General features: G+C 72.0%; 18 protein-coding genes. 3 read left to right on the top strand and 15 right to left on the bottom strand.

The annotated features are described in order from the left end of the window. Nucleotides 1-3: 3 nt before the first annotated feature. The 5 genes from BLS56_RS17170 to BLS56_RS17155 form a co-directional block, all read right to left on the bottom strand. On the bottom strand, nt 4-438 hold the full coding sequence (locus BLS56_RS17170; RefSeq protein ID WP_175482890.1) for a universal stress protein: 435 nt from the start codon (nt 436-438) through the stop codon (nt 4-6). Nucleotides 439-545: 107 nt separating this feature from the next. Next, nucleotides 546-3,974, bottom strand: coding sequence for an error-prone DNA polymerase (locus BLS56_RS17165; RefSeq protein WP_091451750.1), 3,429 nt, complete (start codon nt 3,972-3,974; stop codon nt 546-548). Then, complete coding sequence (locus tag BLS56_RS32775; protein WP_267463921.1) at nt 3,974-4,102, bottom strand: hypothetical protein; 129 nt, start codon at nt 4,100-4,102, stop codon at nt 3,974-3,976. Before BLS56_RS32775 ends, BLS56_RS17165 begins: the two co-directional genes overlap by 1 nt. Then, nucleotides 4,102-5,643 carry a DNA polymerase Y family protein gene (locus tag BLS56_RS17160; protein WP_091452381.1) on the bottom strand — a complete coding sequence of 514 codons (1,542 nt, stop codon included), beginning with the start codon at nt 5,641-5,643 and terminating at the stop codon, nt 4,102-4,104. The genes BLS56_RS32775 and BLS56_RS17160 overlap by 1 nt, the downstream gene beginning before the upstream one ends. Before the next feature lie 48 nt (nt 5,644-5,691). Beyond that, entirely contained in the window at nt 5,692-6,453 is a 762-nt protein-coding gene (locus BLS56_RS17155) for a hypothetical protein (protein ID WP_139190772.1), read from the bottom strand. A 169-nt stretch (nt 6,454-6,622) separates the two neighbouring features. Between BLS56_RS17155 and BLS56_RS30685 the strand changes: the two genes are divergently transcribed. Then, complete coding sequence (locus BLS56_RS30685; RefSeq protein ID WP_139190770.1) at nt 6,623-6,910, top strand: hypothetical protein; 288 nt, start codon at nt 6,623-6,625, stop codon at nt 6,908-6,910. 845 nt (nt 6,911-7,755) lie between these two features. After that, entirely contained in the window at nt 7,756-8,487 is a 732-nt protein-coding gene (locus tag BLS56_RS17150; RefSeq protein WP_139190769.1) for a hypothetical protein, read from the top strand. Between the two features lies 1 nt (nt 8,488). Here the strand turns inward: BLS56_RS17150 and BLS56_RS17145 are convergent, their stop codons facing one another. After that, on the bottom strand, nt 8,489-9,283 hold the full coding sequence (locus tag BLS56_RS17145; protein ID WP_091451743.1) for a class I SAM-dependent methyltransferase: 795 nt from the start codon (nt 9,281-9,283) through the stop codon (nt 8,489-8,491). A 28-nt stretch (nt 9,284-9,311) separates the two neighbouring features. Further along, a complete protein-coding gene (locus BLS56_RS32320) occupies nt 9,312-10,205 on the bottom strand; it encodes a ricin-type beta-trefoil lectin domain protein (RefSeq protein WP_091451741.1) in 894 nt (297 codons plus the stop codon). A gap of 206 nt (nt 10,206-10,411) precedes the next feature. Here BLS56_RS32320 and BLS56_RS17135 point away from each other — a divergent pair, with 206 nt between their 5' ends. After that, nucleotides 10,412-10,720 (top strand): hypothetical protein, encoded by a 309-nt coding sequence (locus BLS56_RS17135; RefSeq protein WP_091451738.1) that lies wholly within the window; start codon nt 10,412-10,414, stop codon nt 10,718-10,720. Between the two features lie 46 nt (nt 10,721-10,766). Here the strand turns inward: BLS56_RS17135 and purH are convergent, their stop codons facing one another. From purH to BLS56_RS17095, 8 genes are all read right to left on the bottom strand, one after another. Beyond that, nucleotides 10,767-12,338 (bottom strand): bifunctional phosphoribosylaminoimidazolecarboxamide formyltransferase/IMP cyclohydrolase, encoded by a 1,572-nt coding sequence (gene purH / locus BLS56_RS17130; protein WP_091451735.1) that lies wholly within the window; start codon nt 12,336-12,338, stop codon nt 10,767-10,769. Next, nucleotides 12,335-12,982, bottom strand: coding sequence for a phosphoribosylglycinamide formyltransferase (gene purN / locus BLS56_RS17125; protein ID WP_228771713.1), 648 nt, complete (start codon nt 12,980-12,982; stop codon nt 12,335-12,337). The genes purH and purN overlap by 4 nt, the downstream gene beginning before the upstream one ends. Nucleotides 12,983-13,028: 46 nt before the next feature. Continuing rightward, complete coding sequence (locus BLS56_RS17120; RefSeq protein WP_091451730.1) at nt 13,029-14,381, bottom strand: cell division protein PerM; 1,353 nt, start codon at nt 14,379-14,381, stop codon at nt 13,029-13,031. 138 nt (nt 14,382-14,519) lie between these two features. Further along, entirely contained in the window at nt 14,520-15,188 is a 669-nt protein-coding gene (locus BLS56_RS17115) for a DUF5336 domain-containing protein (RefSeq protein WP_091451729.1), read from the bottom strand. A 266-nt stretch (nt 15,189-15,454) separates the two neighbouring features. Next, entirely contained in the window at nt 15,455-16,342 is an 888-nt protein-coding gene (sucD, locus tag BLS56_RS17110) for a succinate--CoA ligase subunit alpha (protein ID WP_091451726.1), read from the bottom strand. Between the two features lie 2 nt (nt 16,343-16,344). Then, on the bottom strand, nt 16,345-17,514 hold the full coding sequence (sucC, locus tag BLS56_RS17105) for an ADP-forming succinate--CoA ligase subunit beta (RefSeq protein ID WP_091451725.1): 1,170 nt from the start codon (nt 17,512-17,514) through the stop codon (nt 16,345-16,347). Between the two features lie 122 nt (nt 17,515-17,636). Further along, a complete protein-coding gene (locus BLS56_RS17100) occupies nt 17,637-17,936 on the bottom strand; it encodes a hypothetical protein (RefSeq protein ID WP_139190766.1) in 300 nt (99 codons plus the stop codon). Continuing rightward, complete coding sequence (locus tag BLS56_RS17095) at nt 17,933-19,702, bottom strand: hypothetical protein (protein WP_139190763.1); 1,770 nt, start codon at nt 19,700-19,702, stop codon at nt 17,933-17,935. Before BLS56_RS17095 ends, BLS56_RS17100 begins: the two co-directional genes overlap by 4 nt. Nucleotides 19,703-19,871 lie beyond the last annotated feature (169 nt).

Here is a 19,871-nt window from a genome sequence, read left to right as displayed (position 1 = left end):
CTGTCACGGCACCACGACAATCGGCCGCAAGGCGTCGGCGATCAGCGACTTGGGCACCGAGCCGACCCGGCCGCCGCCCCGACCGGACCGGCCCACGACGATGCAGTCGGCCTCGAACCGCTCGGCGACCGACTCCAGCCCGCGCGCCGCGTCCCCCCGCACATGCACGACGTCCCACGCGACGCCGACCGGGTCGAGGTAGCGGGCGGCGTCGCGGCGCATCTCCGCGACGTACGCCACGGCGGCCTCGGCGGCGCCTTCCATGCCGACACCGGTCCAGTAAGCCGGATTGGCCAGCGGTTCCACGTAGACCAGCAGCAACTTGGCGTGCTCGCGGCGGGCGAGGCCCGCCGCCCACGCGGACGCGTTCTTCGACGGCAGACCGCCGTCCAAGCCCACGACGATGAGGGCGAGCCCGTCTTTCTCCTTACCCGCCACCGGTCGATCGTAGGCTGGACGGGGTGCCGGAAAACGCTCAAAAGTGAGTATTCCCAAGGGGTTGGTCGACAGCGCCCGCAGTCGTTGCTTGGGTGTTGTGGTCGCGGTCAGCGGAAGTCGCGGGACTTGGCCGGGATGCGGAGGTCCAGGTGCCGCAAGTGGTCGGCGTAGAGGCTCACCACACCTTCCGTGCTCTCGACAATGCCCCGCACCAGCAGGGCGGCGCTGCCGCGCGCGACTCGGCGGTAGCGGGCCCAGAGACCGGGTGAGCAGACGACGTTGACCATGCCGGTCTCGTCCTCGATGTTGAGGAACGTGACACCGCCCGCGGTCTGCGGCCGTTGGCGGTGGGTCACCGCGCCGCCGAGCAGGACCCGGGTCCCGCTGTCCACTTTGGACAACTCGGCGGCCGGGATCGCGCCGAGCCGAGTGAGGCGGCCGCGGATGAACTGCGTGGGGAAACTGTCCGGTGACAGGCCGGTGGCCCAGACGTCGGCCACGGCGACCTCGATCTCGTCCATGCCGGGAAGCTCGGGGGCCCGGACACCGACGGCCGTCCCGGGCAGCCGGTCGGCGCTCTCCCCCGCGACGGCGCCCGCCGCCCACAGGGCCGCCCGGCGCCGCAGCCCGAAGCAGCCGAAGGCGCCCGCGGTGGCCAGCGCCTCGATCTGTGCCCGGTTGAGGGAAACCCGCCGCACCAGGTCGACCATGTCCTGGAAAGGCTCGTCCCCCCGAACCTCGACAATGCGCTTGGCCAACTCGTCGCCAATGGTGCGGACCGAGCCAAGCCCCATGCGCACAGCCACCGAAGCGACGCGCTCCCCGCGGTCGTCAGTGCCCGCCGATTCCCCCGGCGGCTCGCGCCGAACGCCCCGAAGGTGGTCTTCAGGGCGTTGCGGGTTCTCCGGGCCGGGTTCGGCCGGGGCGGGCTCGGTCGGGTGGGGTTCGAGGGTGGGGTGGGCGAGGCTGGCGTTGATGTCGGGGCCGAGGACGGTCACACCGTGGCGGCGGGCGTCGGCCACCAGGGACTGGGGGGAGTAGAAGCCCATGGGCTGGGCGCGGAGCAGGGCGGCGCAGAAGGCAGCCGGGTAGTACAGCTTGAACCAGGAGCTGACGAAAACAAGGTAGGCGAAGCTCAGCGCGTGGCTTTCCGGGAAGCCGAAGTTGGCGAAGGCCATGAGTTTCTCGTAGATGCGGCCCGCCAGCGCCTCGTCCACTCCGTGGTTGGCTGTGCCCTGGTAGAAGCGTTCCCGGAGGCGTTCCATGCGGCGGGTGGAGCGTTTGGCGCCCATGGCGCGGCGGAGTTCGTCGGCCTCGGCGGGGGTGAAGTCGGCGATGTCGACGGCGACCTGCATGAGCTGTTCCTGGAACAGGGGCACGCCCAGGGTCTTGCGGAGGGCGTTTTCCAGGCGGGGGTGGTCGTAGGCGACCTTCTCGATCCCGTTCTTGCGGCGGATGTAGGGGTGGACGGAACCGCCCTGGATGGGGCCGGGGCGGATGAGGGCGACCTCGACCACCAGGTCGTAGAACTCCCGGGGTTTCAGCCGGGGCAGGGTGGCCATCTGGGCTCGGCTCTCCACCTGGAACACGCCGACCGAGTCGGCGCGGCAGAGCATGTCGTAGACCTTCTGGTCCGAAAGGTCGAGTTCGGCCAGGTCGATCTTCCTGCCGTGGTGCTCTTCGACAAGGTCGACCATGTAGTGCAGGGCGGAGAGCATCCCCAGGCCCAACAGGTCGAACTTGACCAGGCCGACGGCGGCGCAGTCGTCCTTGTCCCACTGCAAGACCGTGCGGTTGGGCATACGGGCGGGCTCGACCGGGCAGACCTCGCTGACCGGGCGGTCGCAGATGACCATCCCGCCGGAGTGGATGCCCAGATGGCGTGGGAAACCCTCCAGTTGCCCGGCCAGTTCGAGCACGGCGGGCGGCACGTCGAGGTGGTTGTCGCCGACCGTGCTGCTCAGCGGACCCCACCGGTCGATCTGCTTGCTCCACGCGTCCTGCTGGCCCGGGGAGTACCCCAGCGCCTTGGCCATGTCGCGCACGGTGGACTTGGCGCGGTAGGTGATCACGTTCGCCACCTGCGCCGCGTGGCGCCTGCCGTGCTTGTCGTAGACGTACTGGATGGCCTCCTCCCTGCGGTCGGACTCGATGTCGAGGTCGATGTCGGGCGGGCCGTCGCGGGCCGGGGCGAGGAACCGCTCGAACAGCAACTCCCACCGGACCGCGTCGACATTGGTGATGCCGAGCGCGAAGCAGACCGCCGAGTTGGCCGCGGAGCCGCGGCCCTGGCAGAGGATGCCGTTGGCCCGGCAGAACCGCACGATGTCCCAGACCACCAGGAAGTAGCCGGGGAACCCCAACTCCTCGATCACCCGCAACTCGTGGGCGATCTGCGCGAAGGCCCGAGGGGACTCCGCGGCCGAGCCGTACTTGACCGCCGCGCCGCGGTAAGCCAACTCCCGGAGGTAGGAGATCTCCGTGTGCCCCTCCGGCACGTCGAAGGGCGGCAACTCCGGGGCCACCAAGCTCAGGTCGAAGGACAGCCGCACCCCGAGGACCGCGGCGCGCTGCACCGCCCCCGGATACCGCGCGAACCGGGCGGCCATCTCCCTGCCGGTGCGCAGGTGAGCGGTCGCCGACGGCGGCAGCCACCCGGCCAGGTCGTCAAGGCCGCGCCGCGCCCGCACCGCGGCCATCGCCGCGGCCAGGCGCCCACGCGCGGGGTGCGCGTAGTGGACGGCGTTGGTCGCGACCGTGGGCAAGCCCAACTCCGCGGCCATCCCGGCCATCAGGTCGTTGCGGGCCGAGTCCTCGGGCAGGCCGTGGTCGACCAACTCGACGAACACCCGGTCAGGCCCGTACGCGACGACCAGCAGGCGCAACTGCTCGAAGGCCGCGGCAGGCCCCCCTTCGGCGAGCGCGCGGCGGACCGCGCCCTTGCGGCACCCGGTGAGCACGACGCAGTGATCACGGGTCTCCTCGACCACCTCCGCCAGGTTGTAATCCGGTTTGCCCTTCTCCCCGCCCAGCAGGTGGGCGGAAGTCAGGACACGGCACAGCCTGCGGTACCCCTCCTCCCCTTCGGCGAGCAGCAGCAGGTGCTCCCCCTCCGGATCCGCGACGCCGTTCTGCGGAGCCGTCAGCCCCAGGCTCAACTCGGTCCCGAACACCGTCCGAATGCCCAACTCCCGTGCCGCCTCGGCGAACCGGACCACCCCGTACATGCCGTCGTGGTCGGTGATCGCGATGGCGTCCAACCCCAGCAGCGCCGCCGCCTCCACCAGTTCCTCGGGATGGCTGGCGCCGTCGAGGAAGCTGAAGTTGGAGTGGCAGTGCAACTCGGCGTAAGGCACCCGCGAGTCGCCGTCGGCGTGGTCGGTCGCCCCCGGCGCGCTCACCCCCGCGGGCGGCAGGTAGCGCTCACGGCGGCGGGTCCAGGCGGGGCTGTCGCCGCCGTCGCCGATCTCAGGCGCCCGGCCGGAGAGGACGCGCTCCAACTCCGACCACCGCACCGGCGGGTTGTTCCACCCCATCAGCGCTCAGGGACCCCACCCGGCGGAAACCAGTTCTCCGGCGAATGCCTCGGCTGCGGGATGAGCTCGGCTAACCCGACCATGTCGAGCCAGTCGACCACCATGGGCTGCTCGTCGTCATGGATCATCAGTCGTATATCCCTTCCACTGACCACTTCTCGTTCTCACGCACCAGCAGCAGCGCGTCCTGACTGTCCTCTTCGGACTTCTCGGCGAGCAGCACCTGCAACCGGGCCCGCCTGCGCCCGGCGCCCAGCTCCCACCAGCGCTCGTCGGCGGGCCACGGACCGGCCCAGGCGAGGACTCGGCGGGTCTGCCCACCGCCGACCGCGACCACGTCCGGCCTTCCGGTGAGCACGAACCGACCGGTGACCCCGACCTCAAGGCCGTCGCGGTCGATCACCGACACGGGCAACGTCCGCGTCGGAACCGTCGCCGGAGAGGGCGCCGGTAATCGCCCCGGCCAAGGCTGGTCGACGGGCGCCGCGGGGACGCGCTCGTCCCCCCAGGGGACAAGGCGGACCTGGTCCGCGGGACCCCGGCCGCCGCCGATGACCGGGGTGAGCACCCCCTCCGGACCGAGCAGCCCCTGCACGTGGACCATCGCGCGGGCCGCGCGTTCGGCCTGCTCGTCGTGGCCGCCCTGCCACAGGCCCAGTTGCAGTGCGCGGCCGTCGACGGTTTCCTCCGGTTCGAGCCGCAGGACCGTGATGCCCGCGGACGGACGCCGGGCGCCGCGCAGCCAGCCGTCAAGCTGCCAGCGGACCCGGTCGGCGATCCCCGTGGGGGTGAGCGGCTCGGCGCAGCGCCACACCCGGCTCAATTCCTCGCCGTTGGCCGTGCTCGCGTGGATGCCGAGGCGGGTGCAGGCCAGGCCGTGCGCGGCGAGGCCGGAGTGCAGCCGCTCCCCGAGGCCGCGTGCGACGAAGGCCGCGGCGTCGACCCGCTCGATGGGCGGGTCGGGGTTGTGGGTGACGGAGAGGTCGACCGGCGGGCGTCTGCGCGCGGGCGGGCGCTGCTCCAAGCCGCGGGCGAGGCGGTGGGCGCGGCCCGCGGCGGCGCCGAAGCGGGAGACGACGTCGCCGGGGTCGAGCGCGGCGAAGGCGCCGAGGGTGCGGATGCCCAGCCTGCGCAGGAGATCGACCAGTTCGGGGTGCTCGCGGAACTCCCGGATGCTCAGCGGGGCGAGGAACTCGGCGCCTGCCCCGGGGGCGACGACCACGCCGCGGTGGGCGGCGCGGGTGGCGGCGAACAAACCGTCGGCGACCCCCACCTGGGACTCGACGCCGGTGTGGGCGGCGACCTGGTCGATGAGCCGCTCGGCGGCGGCCTCCTCCGAGCCGAAGTAGGCGGCGGGGCCGCGCGCGGGAACGGCGACCAGCCCCGGACAGACCACCTCGACACCGACCGCGGCCTCCTCCACCGCCGCCGCGACCGGCTCGAACAATCGGGCGTCGCGATCTGGGTCGTCGGGGAAGACGGTGATGTCAGGGCAGCGGCCCTGGGCCTCGCGGCGGCGCAGGTCGAGGTGGACGCCCTCGGCCCGCGCGGAGGCGTTGACCGCGACCACCCGGTTCGCCGAGACGACGGCGGCGGGTGCGGCCACGCTGCGCCCCGCGACGGCGCACGCGGCGACGACCGGCCAATCGGGACACCACAGGACGAGCAGACGGGACACGACTTTCTCCGCAGGTCAGGGTCGGTGGATGAGGGTTTTTCAACTGCCTGTCTCGAACATATGTTCGACGACGGGAGGCGTCAAGCATGGAGTGGGAAGACCGCCCTGAAGAGTGAAAGAGGCGTGCCGGGGACGGGCCGCGGCGCCGCGACCGCGGGCCTGGACGTCGACTTGGCGGGCGGCGAGGCTGCCGTGCCCGGCGCCGAGACCGGACCAGCGGCCACGGACGCAGGTCAGTTCGAGGTCGGCACCCGGCCAGGAGCCGAACGGGATGAGGACCGCGCCGCGACTGCGCGCCCTGGCCGACAACCTGCGCGCGTGCGCCGCGCCGATCCTGGGGGTGGCGACAGCGACCACGTCGAAACCGTCGAGCAGCGCGGCGACGACCGAGGCGGCGTCGACGCCGGGCCGGGGCACCAGGGCCAATCGGTCGACGGCGACGCCGAGTTCCGCCGCGGCGAGGACGCCGAGATCGGGCAGACCGACGACGGCGGACCAGGAACCGCGGGCACTGGACTCGGCAAGGAGGGCGAGCAAGAGGGCGGAAGAACCGCGGACGGCGACGGTGCCGCCCCGGCGGAGGCCGCCCCAGGGGAACAGAGCGGCCAGGTCGGAGCGGACGGGGAGGACACGGGGGGACGAGAGGGGATGGGAACGCGTGTCGACTTCGAGAGCGACTGCTGGTTTGAGGTTGACGGCTTGGCGGGTGTCGAGCCGCTTTCTGGGTGGGCCGAGCAGGACCGGGGACCCGAGGGGGGCGGGGGCGGCGAGTGGAGAGGGCGCGGCCGGGTCGGAAGGCACAGAAGGGGAGACAGGTGCGGAAGAGGAGGTGGGCACGGAAGGAGGGGGAGGCGCGGAAGGAGAGGTGGGCACGGAAGGAGAGGCAGGTAAAGCAGGAGAGGTGGATGCGGGAGAGACCGCGGGCACAGGAGAGGCGACGGGGACCTCAGGAACGGGTGCCCCAGGAGAAGTGATCTCAGCAAAGGCAGTGGCCGCCGTGATCGGAGCGGACGCGACGGGTGCCGAGGAAGTGGCGGGCACCAAGGAAGCCATGGGCACCAAGGAAGTGGCAGGTACCGAGGAAGTGACAGACACCGGGAAAGCGGTGGGCACCGAGGAAGTGGCGGGTACCGAGGAAGTGGCGGGAGCCGGGGGAACAGTGCGGGCTGGCGGGTTGACGGGCGGGGAGAAAGCAGTCAGGGCAGCAGGAACTGGCGACGCAGGGGAAAACGACAGCGTAGAAGCGGCATCGGGCTGAGAAGCAGCGAAGAGTCGCGGCCTCACGAGCACAGAGGAAAAGACGAAGACGACCGGAGCCACCGGGGCAGGAGGGTAAAAGGCGACAGCGTTGACGGCGTCCGAAGTGGACACTCTGGGGCCGGGAGTGCCGAAATCCAGGGCACGGATGTCGAACGCGCTAGTGGCGGAAGAGGCCGCGAGAGGCCGGAGGGCTAGCGCGGGGCGATACCGCGACGCAGGCACCGGCCTGGCTGGCACCGGCCTGACTGGCACGGAAGCAGCGAAGTGCGGCCGGAAAAGCGACTGGTGTCGCCGGAAGTATGGCCGGAGGTTCGACTGGAGGTTTCGCTGGAGGTGCGGCCGGAAGTGCGATTGGAGGCGCGGCCGCGGATGATCGCGTTGCCCTGACCGCAACGTGCTCGGGATCTGCTCGTGGCCGGGCGGCACGCGGAGACCTTGACCGTCGCGGCCGTCGCGACCGTCGTGGGCGGAGCGGGCGGGGCGGTCTCCATGAGCGGGGCGGGCGGGACGTTGGGGCGCGAACAAGGGGACGGAAGGCGAGGCCGTCATTTTGTCCTCTTGGGACGGTGGACGGTCGCCGGCTGCTCCCAGGTACTTCCCCGCGCCGAAAGCAGCCAGCGACCGCACCGCGCACCTCCCTTGGTTGCCTCGCGTACCGCTCAATACGCGGAACAGCCGTGGGGAGACGGCGACTGGGACGAGCGGCCTCGACTCCGGTCGCCCCACTCGAACACTTGTTCGATAAGCCAAGTGTACCCGCCGCCGGTCGCCTGTCAACCTGTTTCGGGTCCACAGCGGACTGGCATACTCTCCGGCTGTCACATCTCATGGGGGGCTACACCGATGACTCACATGCCGGGGCACCACTATCCGCATACCCATCCGCACGCCTATCCGCAGGCTTACCCGCCGCCGGTTCCGCCCAAGAAGAGCAAGGCTCCCCTGATCGTGGGGATCGTGGTGGGTGTTCTGCTGCTCGGCGGGGCGGGGACGGGGGTGTTCTTCTACCTCTCCGCGCACGCCGATGGGGGCAGTCCGCCTTCCGGGGACACGCTGGCGCAGGAGTGCGACCGGGTCAGCGCGGCCACGCGGGCCAAGATGCGAACCACCAACCCGCACCGGGTGCCGGGTGCCGATGGCGGGACGGGCCGGAAGTACGTCTGGTGCAAGTGGGGGCAGACGGAGGGCGTCGACGGTGAGGGGTTGCGCGACCTGAGCGTCCACATGATCGAGTTCACCGAGGCCAACAGTGACGACCAGTCACCAGAGAAACAGGCGGCCGCGGAGTTCCAGGGGAACCTCAAGAGCCGTCGGACGATCGCGGAGAACGGGGTCGGGGCGGACAAGACCGTGGTGCACAAGATCGAGGACATCGGGGACGAGGCGGTCCTCGTGGAGGAGTTCACCGACTCGGCGTTCTACTCGGTGGACCTGATCTTCCGCAAGGACCGGCACGTCGTCACGGTGGGGTACCAGGGTTGGGACGCGGGGCTGTTCAGCAACGTCGCGCCAGACGCCCGGGAGTTCGCGGGGCTGGTGGACGCCGCCGCCCGGGAAGTCGAGGCGGCGCTCTGAGCTAGACCGCGGTGCCGACGCCGACGAGGGTGGTGGCGTCGATGGCGGTCACGCCGCGGTCGAGCAGTTCCTGGGTGAAGCGGACGCGGGTGCGTTCGACGGCGGCCGGGTCGAGGCCGGTCAGGAAGCCGCGCAGCGCCGAGCCGAGCACCAGCGCCCAGGCCACGTCCGGGTCCAGGGGGAGGGTGTGCGGCGCGGTCACGACCCGCGCGTCGCGCAGGCCGAGGGCGGTCAGCCAGGCCGTGAGCAGCTCCGGGGTGTTGACGCGTTCGCTCGCGCCGCGCCGCACGGGTGCCGCAGGCGTCTCGGCGCGCTCCGGTGACACGGCGTTCTGGAGGATTTCCGGGACCGGCAGGATCGCCTCCTTGCGCCAGACCGTCGCGGCGAAGCGGCCGCCGGGGCGCAGTCGGCTGATCAGCGCCCGGGAGCCCGCGTCCATGTCGGGCAGGAAGAACACGCCGAGAACGCACTGGACCAGGTCGTACGGGCCGCCGGACCAGGTCGTCACGTCGCCGTGGTGGAAGGTGAGCCAGGGCAGGCCCTCGGCGCGGGAACGGCCGACGGCGAGCAGTTTGTCGGCCAGGTCGATGGCGTCCACGCGGCCGGTCGGTCCTACCGCGCGGGCGGTAGGCAGGGCGGACGCGCCGGTTCCGTAGCAGGCGTCGAAGACGTGCTCTCCCTCGACCGGCTGAGCGACGGCTACCGCGCTCGCGCTTACCGGGCCCCACAGTCGGTCGGTGAGCGCGTCGAAGTGGGTGGTTCCCGCGTCGAAGAGAGCCCCCAGGGAGTTGGTCATGGCCCCAAGTTAACCGATCGGAGGACCGTCACGTGTGTCGTGCCAGCCACACCTGGTTGGCACGACCGTGGCAGGGATAGAGGTACGGCTTCTCGCCCATGCGGTACTGCTCTCGGGGCACGTCGACGCACATACCGGACTGGGTCTTGAGCGTGCCGTCTCGCCGGTTCCAGAGCTGGTGTGGGTTGGCGGGGTCGCACGGGGTGATCGACAGCGGCATCCCGAGGTCGGGGCCGAGCGCGGTGAGGCACTGGGTGGTGCGCGGGTTGCGCAGCAGGTAGGCGTCGCGGTCGGCGATCCGCCAGAACTGCCAGCGTTGACTCCACGCGTACGTGTCGTTATCCGGTTTGCGTTCCCAGATGACGACCTCATAAGAGTGCGCGTAGAAGTCGAGCGCGTAAGACGGGTTGCCTTGCGAGAAGAGGAAGCACTCGAAGTGCTGTTGCCCGTCGACTGTCTCGCAGGGGGTCAGCGCGCCGGGCGGAGCGCCCCAGGCGGCCACCGGTTGCGGGGTGGCGACGGGTTCGTCGCCCCGGCTCGACCACAGCACGGCCACCGAGGCCGCGACGATCGCCACGGCGGCGGCGACGGTGAGCAGCCGGGTTTTCCGGCGCGCCGGAGTGGGCTCCACGGGACTTTCCGACTCGCCGCCGAGGATTCTCGCGCGGGCGGCCTGAAGCCGTTCGATGTCGGCCGCAGGACGCCGCAGGGCGGTCAGGATCGCCAGCAGTTCACGCTCGGTCGGCGGCTCCCGCTTGGCGTTCTCGATCTCCGAGACCCGCTCCCGGCGGATCTTGAGGTGCTGTCGGGCGGCGCGGCCGCTGACGTTGTCCTGCGACAGCCCTTGGCCCTTGCGCAGCGCCCGCAGATACCCGCCCAACTCGCCCAGGGTGGTGATCCCGGGCTCCTCCTCGGCGTCCACGCGCTCCCCGCTCCACTTGTCGACCCTCTGTCTGTCGGAGGGTAGCGAAACCGACACGGACAGCATCTTGGGAGTGAAAGACCTGGTCAGCGGGGGTGCGAAGTGTCGCGACAAACGTGTCCACAGATGCGACACGCCGACCGGCCACCGTGAAGCGACCCGGCGAGATCGGCGGCCGGGCTCCACACCGAACGAAGGGTCTCTCCATGCGCACCATGAACTTCGCCTCGGCGCTTGCCGCGGTTCTGATCAGCTCTGCCGGTCTTCTCTCCGGCGCGTCTACCGCCAACGCGGAAAGCACAGCCGCCGCGTTCAACTGCTCGTTGGTATGGAATGACAGCGCCACCGCCGGTATCCGATGCACCGGTAGTTCGTTTATCGGCGCGGCGGTCTGCAACAACGGCCAGGTCGCACAGGGCGCGAAAGCCGCGTCCGGCACGACCTCTTACGCCTACTGCTCGTCGGTCTACTCGTCCCTCAAGATCCCCGTCCAGTGGGACGCGTTCCCGGCGTGAGCGCGGCGACGGCGCCCTTCCGGTGGAAGGGCGCCGTCAGCGTGGTCTAGTGCGCGAAGTGGCGGGTGCCGGTGAGGTAGACGGGGACGCCCGCCGCTTCCGCCGCGGCGATGACCTCGGCGTCCCGCACGGACCCACCGGGCTGGACGACCGCGCGGACGCCCGCCTTGAGCAGGACCTCCAGGCCGTCCGGGAACGGGAAGAAGGCGTCGGACGCGGCGACGGAGCCGTTGGCCCGGTCGCCCGCGCGGGACACCGCCAGGCGGGCGGCGTCGACGCGGTTGACCTGGCCCATGCCCGCGCCCACGGTCGCGCCGCCGCGGGCGAGCAGGATCGCGTTGGACTTCACCGCGCGGCAGGCCCGCCAGGCGAACGCCAGGTCGGCGAGGGTGGCCTCGTCGACGGCGGTCCCGGTCGCCAGGGTCCACTTGGCCGGGTCGTCGCCCTCGGCCTCGATGGTGTCGACGGTCTGCATGAGCAGGCCGCCGGACACCGGGCGGATCTCGGCGCCGCCCCGGCGCGGGGGCTCCGCGACGAGGATGCGCACGTTCTTCTTCCTGGTCAGCACCTCGACCGCGCCGTCGGCGTAGGCCGGGGCGACGATGACCTCGGTGAAGATCTCCGCGACCTGCTCGGCCATGGCCACGCTGACCTCGCGGTTCGCCGCGATCACGCCGCCGAAGGCGCTCAGCGGGTCGGACGCGTGCGCGTTGCGGTGCGCCTCGGCGATGTCCACCTCGGACACCGCGATGCCGCACGGGTTGGCGTGCTTGATGATCGCGACGCAGGGCGCGGCGTGGTCGTGGGCGGCACGCCAGGCGGCGTCGGCGTCGACGTAGTTGTTGTAGGACATCTCTTTGCCGTGCAGCTGAGTCGCCGTGGCCAGGCCGGACGAGCCGTCGCCCTGGACGTAGAGGGCGGCGCGCTGGTGCGGGTTCTCGCCGTAGCGCAGCACGTCGCGGCGCTCCCAGGTCGCGCCGACCCAGCCGGGGAAGCCGGAGCCCTCGTCGTCGGGGGCCAAGACGTTGCCGATCCACGACGCTACCGCCACGTCGTAAGACGCCGTGTGCCGATACGCGGCAGCGGCAAGAGCCTGCCGGTCAGCGAGGGTGAAACCACCCGCGGCGATCTCGGCCAAGACCCACTCGTAGCGCGCGGGGTCGACAACGACGGCGACGTTGGCGTGGTTCTTCGCCGCCGCGCGCACCATCGCCGGGCCGCCGATGTCGATCTGCTCGACGCACTCGTCCGGCGACGCGCCGGAGGCGACGGTCTTCACGAACGGGTACAGGTTGACCACGAGCAGGTCGAACGGCGTGATGTCGAGCTGGTCGAGCTGCGCGACGTGCGCGGGGTCGCGCATGTCGGCGAGCAGACCGGCGTGCACGCGCGGGTGCAGCGTCTTGACCCGGCCGCCGAACGACTCGGGGAAGCCGGTGACCTCCTCGACCGGGGTGACCGGCACGCCCGCGTCGGCGAGGGTCTTCGCGGTGCCGCCGGTGGAGACGATCTCCACCCCGGCGGCGTGCAGGCCGGTCGCCAGCTCCAGGAGTCCGGCCTTGTCCGACACGCCGATCAGCGCGCGGCGGATGGGCCGCCGCTGGGCAGATTCCGTCACGGGATGCTCACCTTTCGTCCGTCCACGGTGTAGCCCTCGCGCGCCATCCTGGTGACCACGTCGACCAGGAGCCGCCGCTCCACCGCCTTGATTCGTTCGTGCAGGCCCGCCTCGTCGTCGCCGGGAGCCACCTCGACGGGCTCCTGGGCGATGATCGGGCCGGTGTCGACGCCGCCGTCGACCAGGTGAACCGTGCTGCCGGTCACGCGGACGCCGTAGGCGAGGGCTTCGCGGACCGCGTGCGCGCCGGGGAACGACGGCAGCAGCGCGGGATGGGTGTTGATCACCCGGCCGCCGAAGCGGTCGAGGAAGGCCGGGCCGAGGATCTTCATGAACCCGGCCGAGACCACCAGGTCGGGGGTGTAGGCCGCGACGGCGTCGGTGAGCGCCTTGTCCCAGGCCGCGCGGTCGGGGTGGTCGCCGACGCGGACGGCGAACGCGGGCAGGTTGGCGCGTTCGGCGCGGGCGAGGCCCTCGATGCCGGTGCGGTCGGCGCCGACGGCCACGATCGCGGCTGGGAAAGCCGGGCGGGCCGCCTCGTCGAGGAGGGCTTGCAGCAGGGTGCCCGACCCGGACACCAGGACGACGATCCTGGCAGGCGTGGCGGGCGGGTACTGGGCGCTCAGCGTGGACTCCTGCGGCAACCGGAACGGGATAGGCCCAGCGTAAGGCGTGCCGAGTTGATCTTGCTCAGCGCCCCGATCCCGGTTCGCCCTCGGGCTCGTCCGGGGTCTCGGCGGCTTGTGGATCGGCGAGTGGATCATCATGTGGATCAACGTCGGCCGGGTCGTCGCCGAAGTCGGGGTCGTCCCGGTCAAGATCGTCCAGGTCAACGCTGTCGGCGGCGGAGCTGTCCGAGTCGAAACCGTCCGAGTCAAAGCTGTCCGGCTCTATAGCCTCGTGCTCCCTCGGCCCGGTAAGCCACGCCACGATTCCGCCGGGCACGCCCACCCACACCGCCAGCGCCACCGACAGCCACGCCGCCCGCAGGTCGAGCGGGTCGAACGGCCCGCCGCCGAGCGGGCCGCCCGCGCTCCCGCCCAGGACCGCGAACACCAGCGCGACCACCACCGAGGCCACCGCGACGGCCCGCAGCCGCGACCGCGGCGAGTCGTCCACCGCGCGCAGCACCCAGCCGACCAGCGCGCCCACACCAGCGGGCAGGGCGAGCAGCAGCAGCCACCACAGCGCGTGGTCGGCGGGCAGCGCCCCCAGCAGCGGCAGCGCGGGGACCGATCCGCCGGTGAAGCCCAGCGGCCCGATGGACAGCCCGCCCATGCCGAATCCGGGGCCTGCCGCGAACCCGGTAGCCGCGATGATCGCGTTCGGCAGGTAGCCCGCGGACAGCAAGAGCATCCCGACAGCGCTACCGGTGTCGTCCACATCGAACAGATCGCGGATAGTGCCGAACGAGGCGGCCAACGCCAGGGTCAGCACACCCGCGCCGACCGCGAGCAGCGCCACGACCGCCAGCAGCCCCGCCCACAGCCCGCGCAACGCGAGCCGGTCGACCCGCAGCGCCACCCACTCGGCCGCGCCCGAGCGCGGCAGCACGCCGACAGAAGCGGCAAGACCCGCTAACAGCGCCGGGTAGTACAGACCGGCCAGCGGATCGACGTCGATCGCGCCGCCCGAGCACAGCAACGCCAGCCCCAGCCCCACCACCGCGTGCGCGCCGACCACGGCGGCGACCACCCGGCCCGCTTCCCGGGGGCCGACGACGTCGAGCCGGTCGGCCGCGCTCCCCGCCGTGCGCCAGACCAGCAGCAGCACCAGGACCGTCGGCAGCATCGGCAGCGCGCCGAGAGAGCGGCCCCCGATCCCGACCGGCACCTGGTACGCGGCGAGCCAGCCGGGCATGGCGGCGGCGAGGACCCCCGCGGTGGAGAAGTGCGCCTCGGCGGCGACAGCGGTGACCAACGCCAGCAGGGCGGCCACCGCCGCGTAGACGGCGAGCAGGGGGCCGATCGCGACTACCGCGAGCACTTTGGCCCACAGTGACCGGGGGAAAGTCCGGTCGACCTCCGTTCGGGCAGCGCGCATGTCACCCACTCTGACATTCGGTTAGCGCTGATCGGGCGCGGCACGCCGCCGCCCGCCCGATCCGGTGAAGCGACCACAATGGACAAAAACCGAGGGGGGCGGCACCGAGTGCCGCCCCCCTCGGGGAAAATCCTTCGCTCAGCCCTGCGGCTGCTGCGGGTACCCGCCCGGCGGGGTCCCCGGCGGCTGCTGGCCGAACTGGCCCTGCTGCGGGGCGAAGGTGGTCTGCTGGCCCGACTGCGGCGGCGGCTGCGGCTGCCCGTACTGCGGCTGCGGGAACTGGCTCGACTGCGGGTTGTACCCGCCCGGCTGGCCGAAGTGGCCGTGCTGCTGCGCCCCCGGCTGCGGCGGCTTGACGATGCCCGCCTCGAACAGGAACGCGGCGACCGCGGCGACGGCCTGCAGGATGCCGAAGATCAGCACCATGATCCCGCCAGCCTTCAACTCACCGTCGGCGGCGAAGACGGTGAACAGGAACGCCAGCGTCACGCCGAGCGTCACCGCTGCCGAGGCGATGCCGACCTTCTTCTCACCGGGCAGAATCGCGGGAAGCGCGAACAGGCCGCCGACGAACAGCAGGCCGGGCACCCAACCGGTGAAACTCTCGTAGAAGCTGCGCTCGATGGCGAGCGGGGCGAAACCGAGGAACAGGTTCAGCGTGCCGAGGCCCGCGACGGCAAGGTGCAGGATCTGCGCCAAGCCGAGCTTGCCGCCACCGCCTGCGGTCGGCGGCGGGCCGAAGCCCTGGGGTGGCTGCTGCGGTCCTGGGCCCGGGTATCCGCCCGGTGCACCGCCTGGGTAGGTCATCGCGTGCTCTCCTCAGCGACAAAAGAACTATCAGAGCCAACGAGAACGCCGGCCCCGCTCGGCCGTGCGACGTCCGCAGGCCTGCGTCGGTTCCCCCCGATCGGGAAAACGACCGTGGGGCCGGACGCTACCAGCGCCGGCCCCACCGTGTGGTCCTAACACCTCAGCGTCATCGCCTCAGTGTCATCACAATGCCTTCCAGGATGCCTTCCAGGATGCCTTCCAGGATGCCCTTCAGGATGCCTCCGGGACGCCTTCCGGACGCCTTAGCGCGCCTGGAACAGCTCGCGCGCCAGCGCGGCGGTCTCCGACGGCGTCTTGCCGACCTTGACCCCGGCGGCCTCAAGGGCCTCCTTCTTGGCCTGCGCGGTGCCCGCCGAGCCGGAGACGATGGCGCCTGCGTGGCCCATGGTCTTGCCCTCGGGGGCGGTGAAGCCCGCCACGTAGCCGACGACCGGCTTGGTGACGTTCTCCTTGATGTAGGCCGCGGCCCGCTCCTCGGCGTCGCCGCCGATCTCGCCGATCATCACGATCAGCTCGGTCTCCGGGTCCGCCTCGAACGCGGCGAGCGCGTCGATGTGGGTGGTGCCGATGATCGGGTCGCCGCCGATGCCGACCGCGGACGAGAAGCCGATGTCGCGCAGCTCGTACATCATCTGGTAGGTCAGCGTGCCGGACTTCGACACCAGGCCGATCTTGCCGGGGCCGGTGATGTCGGCGGGGATGATGCCCGCGTTCGACTGTCCGGGGCTGATCAGGCCGGGGCAGTTCGGGCCGATGATCCGGGTCTTGTTGCCCTTCGCGACGGCGTGCGCCCAGAAGTAGGCGCTGTCGTGCACCGGGATGCCCTCGGTGATCACCACGGCCAGCTCGATCTCGGCGTCGATCGCCTCGATCACCGCGTCCTTGGCGAACTTCGGCGGCACGAAGATCACCGTCACGTCCGCGCCGGTGGCCTCGATCGCCTCGGCGACGGTCGCGAAGACCGGCAGCGAGACGCCCTCGATCTCGACCTTGGTGCCCGCCTTGCGCGGGTTCACCCCACCGACGATGTTGGTGCCGGACTTGAGCATCCGGCCGGTGTGCTTGGTGCCCTCGGAGCCGGTCATGCCCTGCACGATGACCTTGCTCTGGCTGGTCAGGAAGATAGCCATTGTCAGACCCCCGCGGCCGCGAGCTCGGCGGCCTTGTCGGCAGCGTTGTCCATAGTGTCGACCACGGTAACCAGCGGGTGGTTGGCCTCGGCCAGAATGCGCCGACCCTCGTCGACGTTGTTGCCGTCCAAGCGCACGACGAGCGGCTTGGTGGCCTCGTCGCCCAGGATGGCCAGCGCCGCGACGATGCCGTTGGCGACCGCGTCGCAGGCAGTGATGCCGCCGAAGACGTTGACGAACACGGACTTGACGTCCGGGTCGTTCAGGATGATGTGCAGGCCGTTGGCCATCACCTCGGCGGACGCGCCGCCGCCGATGTCGAGGAAGTTCGCGGGCTTCACGCCGTTGTGCTTCTCGCCCGCGTAGGCCACCACGTCCAGGGTGGACATGACCAGGCCCGCGCCGTTGCCGATGATGCCGACCTCGCCGTCGAGCTTGACGTAGTTGAGGTCCTTGGCCTTGGCCGCGGCCTCCAGCGGGTCCTCGGCCTCGGTGTCCACCAGGTCGGCGTGCGCCGGGTGGCGGAAGGACGCGTTCTCGTCCAGGGTGACCTTGCCGTCGAGGGCGATGATCTTGTCCTGCGGGTCGCGGACCAGCGGGTTCACCTCGACCAGCGTGGCGTCTTCCTGCACGAAGGCGTCCCACAGCTTGACGATGACCTCGGCGGCCTGCTCGGCCACCGGGGCCGGGATCTTCGCCTGGGCCACGATGTCGCGGGCCTTGGCCAGGTCGACGCCCTCGATCGCGTCCACGGGGACCTTGGCCAGCGCCTCGGGGCGCTCCACGGCCAGCTGCTCGATCTCCATGCCGCCCTCGGCCGAGGCCATGGCGAGGAAGGTCCGGTTGGCCCGGTCGAGCAGGAAGGAGAAGTAGTACTCCTCGGCGATGTCGGACGCCACGGTCACCAGCACCTTGCGGGTGATGTGCCCCTTGATGTCCAGCCCGAGGATCGCTTCGGCCTTGACCTGGGCGTCGGCCGGGTCGTCGGCGAGCTTCACGCCGCCCGCCTTGCCGCGGCCGCCGGTCTTGACCTGCGACTTGATGACGACGGTCTGCCCGAGCTTCTCCGCGATCGCGCGGGCTTCCTCGGGGGTGCTTGCCACGTCGCCCGGCAGGACCGGGACCCCGTGGGCGGCGAAGAGGTCCTTCGCCTGGTACTCGTACAGGTCCACTCGACAGTCTCCTGACTACGGTGTCGACGCGCTGCTGTCGGACGGTGGGAACCCTAGCGACGTGGGAATGGGGTTGACACTTCGCACCCGGTGAGGTCCATCACGGCAGGTGGTGAGTTCGCTCACCGCCCGTGGCGGGCCTCACGCCCGGCCTCGCTCGCCCAGTCCAGGACGGTGTCGAACCCGAGGACCTCGACGTCGGGGGCGTCCTGTTCGGACAGCAGCGACGCGACCGCTTCCCGCTGCTCGTCGACGGCGATCGCGTCGGCGTCCTCCTGCAGCGCGGTGCCCACGACGTGCGCGGGGCCGGTGAGCCTGCCGGTGTAGATGACCTCGGCACCCGCGTCGCGCAGGTCGCGCGCGACGGCCTGGGCGCGCTCCCCCGGCCCGAGTTCGGCGAGGACGATCCGCACGCGCCTCACCGGCGCGCCACCGCGGTCGCGGCGCCGACGACCAGGGCCGCCAGGCAGGCCAGCGACAGCCACAGGCCGGGGCCGGGCGCCGACTGCTCGGCGCGGGCCGCGGTCAGCGGGAACTCCAGCACCCGCACGCCGACGAGCCCGGCCGCGCCGAGCAGCAGCGCGGCCGCGCGGGTGGGCCGGGACGCCGGGGCTATCACGGTGACGGCAAGCACGACCAGGACCGCGAGCAGCAGACCCCAGGAAGCCAGCCGGAACTCGGCCCAGATGCCCGGCGGGACCAGGGCGGGCGCCTTGACCGCGGGAAGGCCGAAGGCACCGACGGCGAACAGGGCGGCCGCGGCCAGCGGACCGGCGAGCGTCAGGTCGACCCGGCGCTCGGTGAGGTCGACGTCGTCGCGTTCGGCGCCGCCCGCGATCCCGCCCGCCACGGCGGCGGCGACGGCGAACGCGAGCGCGACGCCCGCGGACCACACCCCCGGCCCGACCCGGACGTCGTCGCTTACCCCGGTGGCGGTGAACGCGCCGTCGAGCGCGGCCGCGGCCGCGAGAGGCACGGCGGCGAGGGCGACGGTGAACGCAGGCCGCACAGCGGGCGCGGCGCGCGGGACGAGCAGGGCGGCGGAAAGGCCGAGCACGAGCAGCCCGGCCGGGACGAACAGCCGGTTCGAGTAGGCGACCGGCGCTTCGATGCCCGCGGCGACCACGAGCTGGTCGCCGAAGGCCGCGCCGAGCGCCGCCGCGCCCGCCAGGAGGCCGAGCACCCCGGCGACCCGGTGCACCCGACCGGACTCCAGGCTCACCTCGCGCTGCTCGGGTTCGGGCGCGTCGCGGCCGAGCAGCCAGACCGCGGCGGTCACGGCGGCTATGCCCAGGGCCGCGAAGTACGGCCCGGGAGCGGGGCTGAGCCGGTCGACCACCAGGCCCGCGGCGATCTGCGGCCCGGTGACCGCCAGCACGGCCAGCGCCACGCCGGTCAGCACGCCGCGGGCGACGGCGGGCCGGTCGGACCCGGCGGCGAACACCGCGGCGGCCGCCGTGGCGACGGCGAGCGCCAGCAGTCCGTAGCGGGCGGGGGCGGGGCTTTCGATGACGTCGCCCGCGAGCACGAACGCGTCGGCGGAGACGAACGGCGCGAGCAGCAGCCCGACGGCGGCGCCGCTGCCCGCGACCAGGGCGAAGAACAGCGAGATCCCGCGGGCGCGGGCGGAGCGGTCGTCGGAGTGGTCGTCGAACTCGGCGGCGTAGGCGGTCCCGAGCGGAGCCCCCGCCCGCCCCACCGCGAGCAGCCCGGCGACGGCGACGGCGAGGTGCCCGCCGAGCAGCAGCCACAGCCCGCCGCCAGCGGTGAGCGGCGCGAGGCTGGTGGGAACCATGATCTCGGGCCGCGAGGCGACCAGTGGCTCGGCGAGGAACTGCGCGTCGACCAGCGCCCGCCCTGGCGCGAGCAACGCCGCCCCGACGAGCACCCCAGCGGCCGTGACCGCCCGCCCGGCCACGGTGAGAACCACCGCGCACAACGGGGGCAGCAGCGCGAGCACCACCAACAGCGGCACCGCGCCAAACCCCCGCGGCGGCGAGCCGTCCACCAGCCCGACGACCGGTCCCGCGCTCTGCAGCACAGCGCCCACCACGGCGAACCCGAGCGCGGCACGGACGCGGAGCGGCGCCTCGCCCCACCCGATCCGCTCACCGGGAACAGGCACAGGATCGGTGTCGCCCACCATGGCCGCCGAGCGGCCCAGCGGCGTTCGAGTCCGCGAAGTCATCGACGGCAACGCTAGCAACCCGCACGTCCGAAGGCCGGGCAAGACCGCCCGATCCCCGCGCCCAGCCCCCGGCACCGCCCCTCGCAGGCCGCCCCTCGCAGGCCGCCCCTCGCAGGCCGCCCCTCGCAGGCCGCCCCTCGCAGGCCGCCCCTCGCAGGCCGCCCCTCGC

It is taken from the genome of Actinokineospora iranica, assembly GCF_900101685.1.
GTDB lineage: Bacteria > Actinomycetota > Actinomycetes > Mycobacteriales > Pseudonocardiaceae > Actinokineospora > Actinokineospora iranica.
This window is presented reverse-complemented; position numbering and strand designations above follow the sequence as displayed.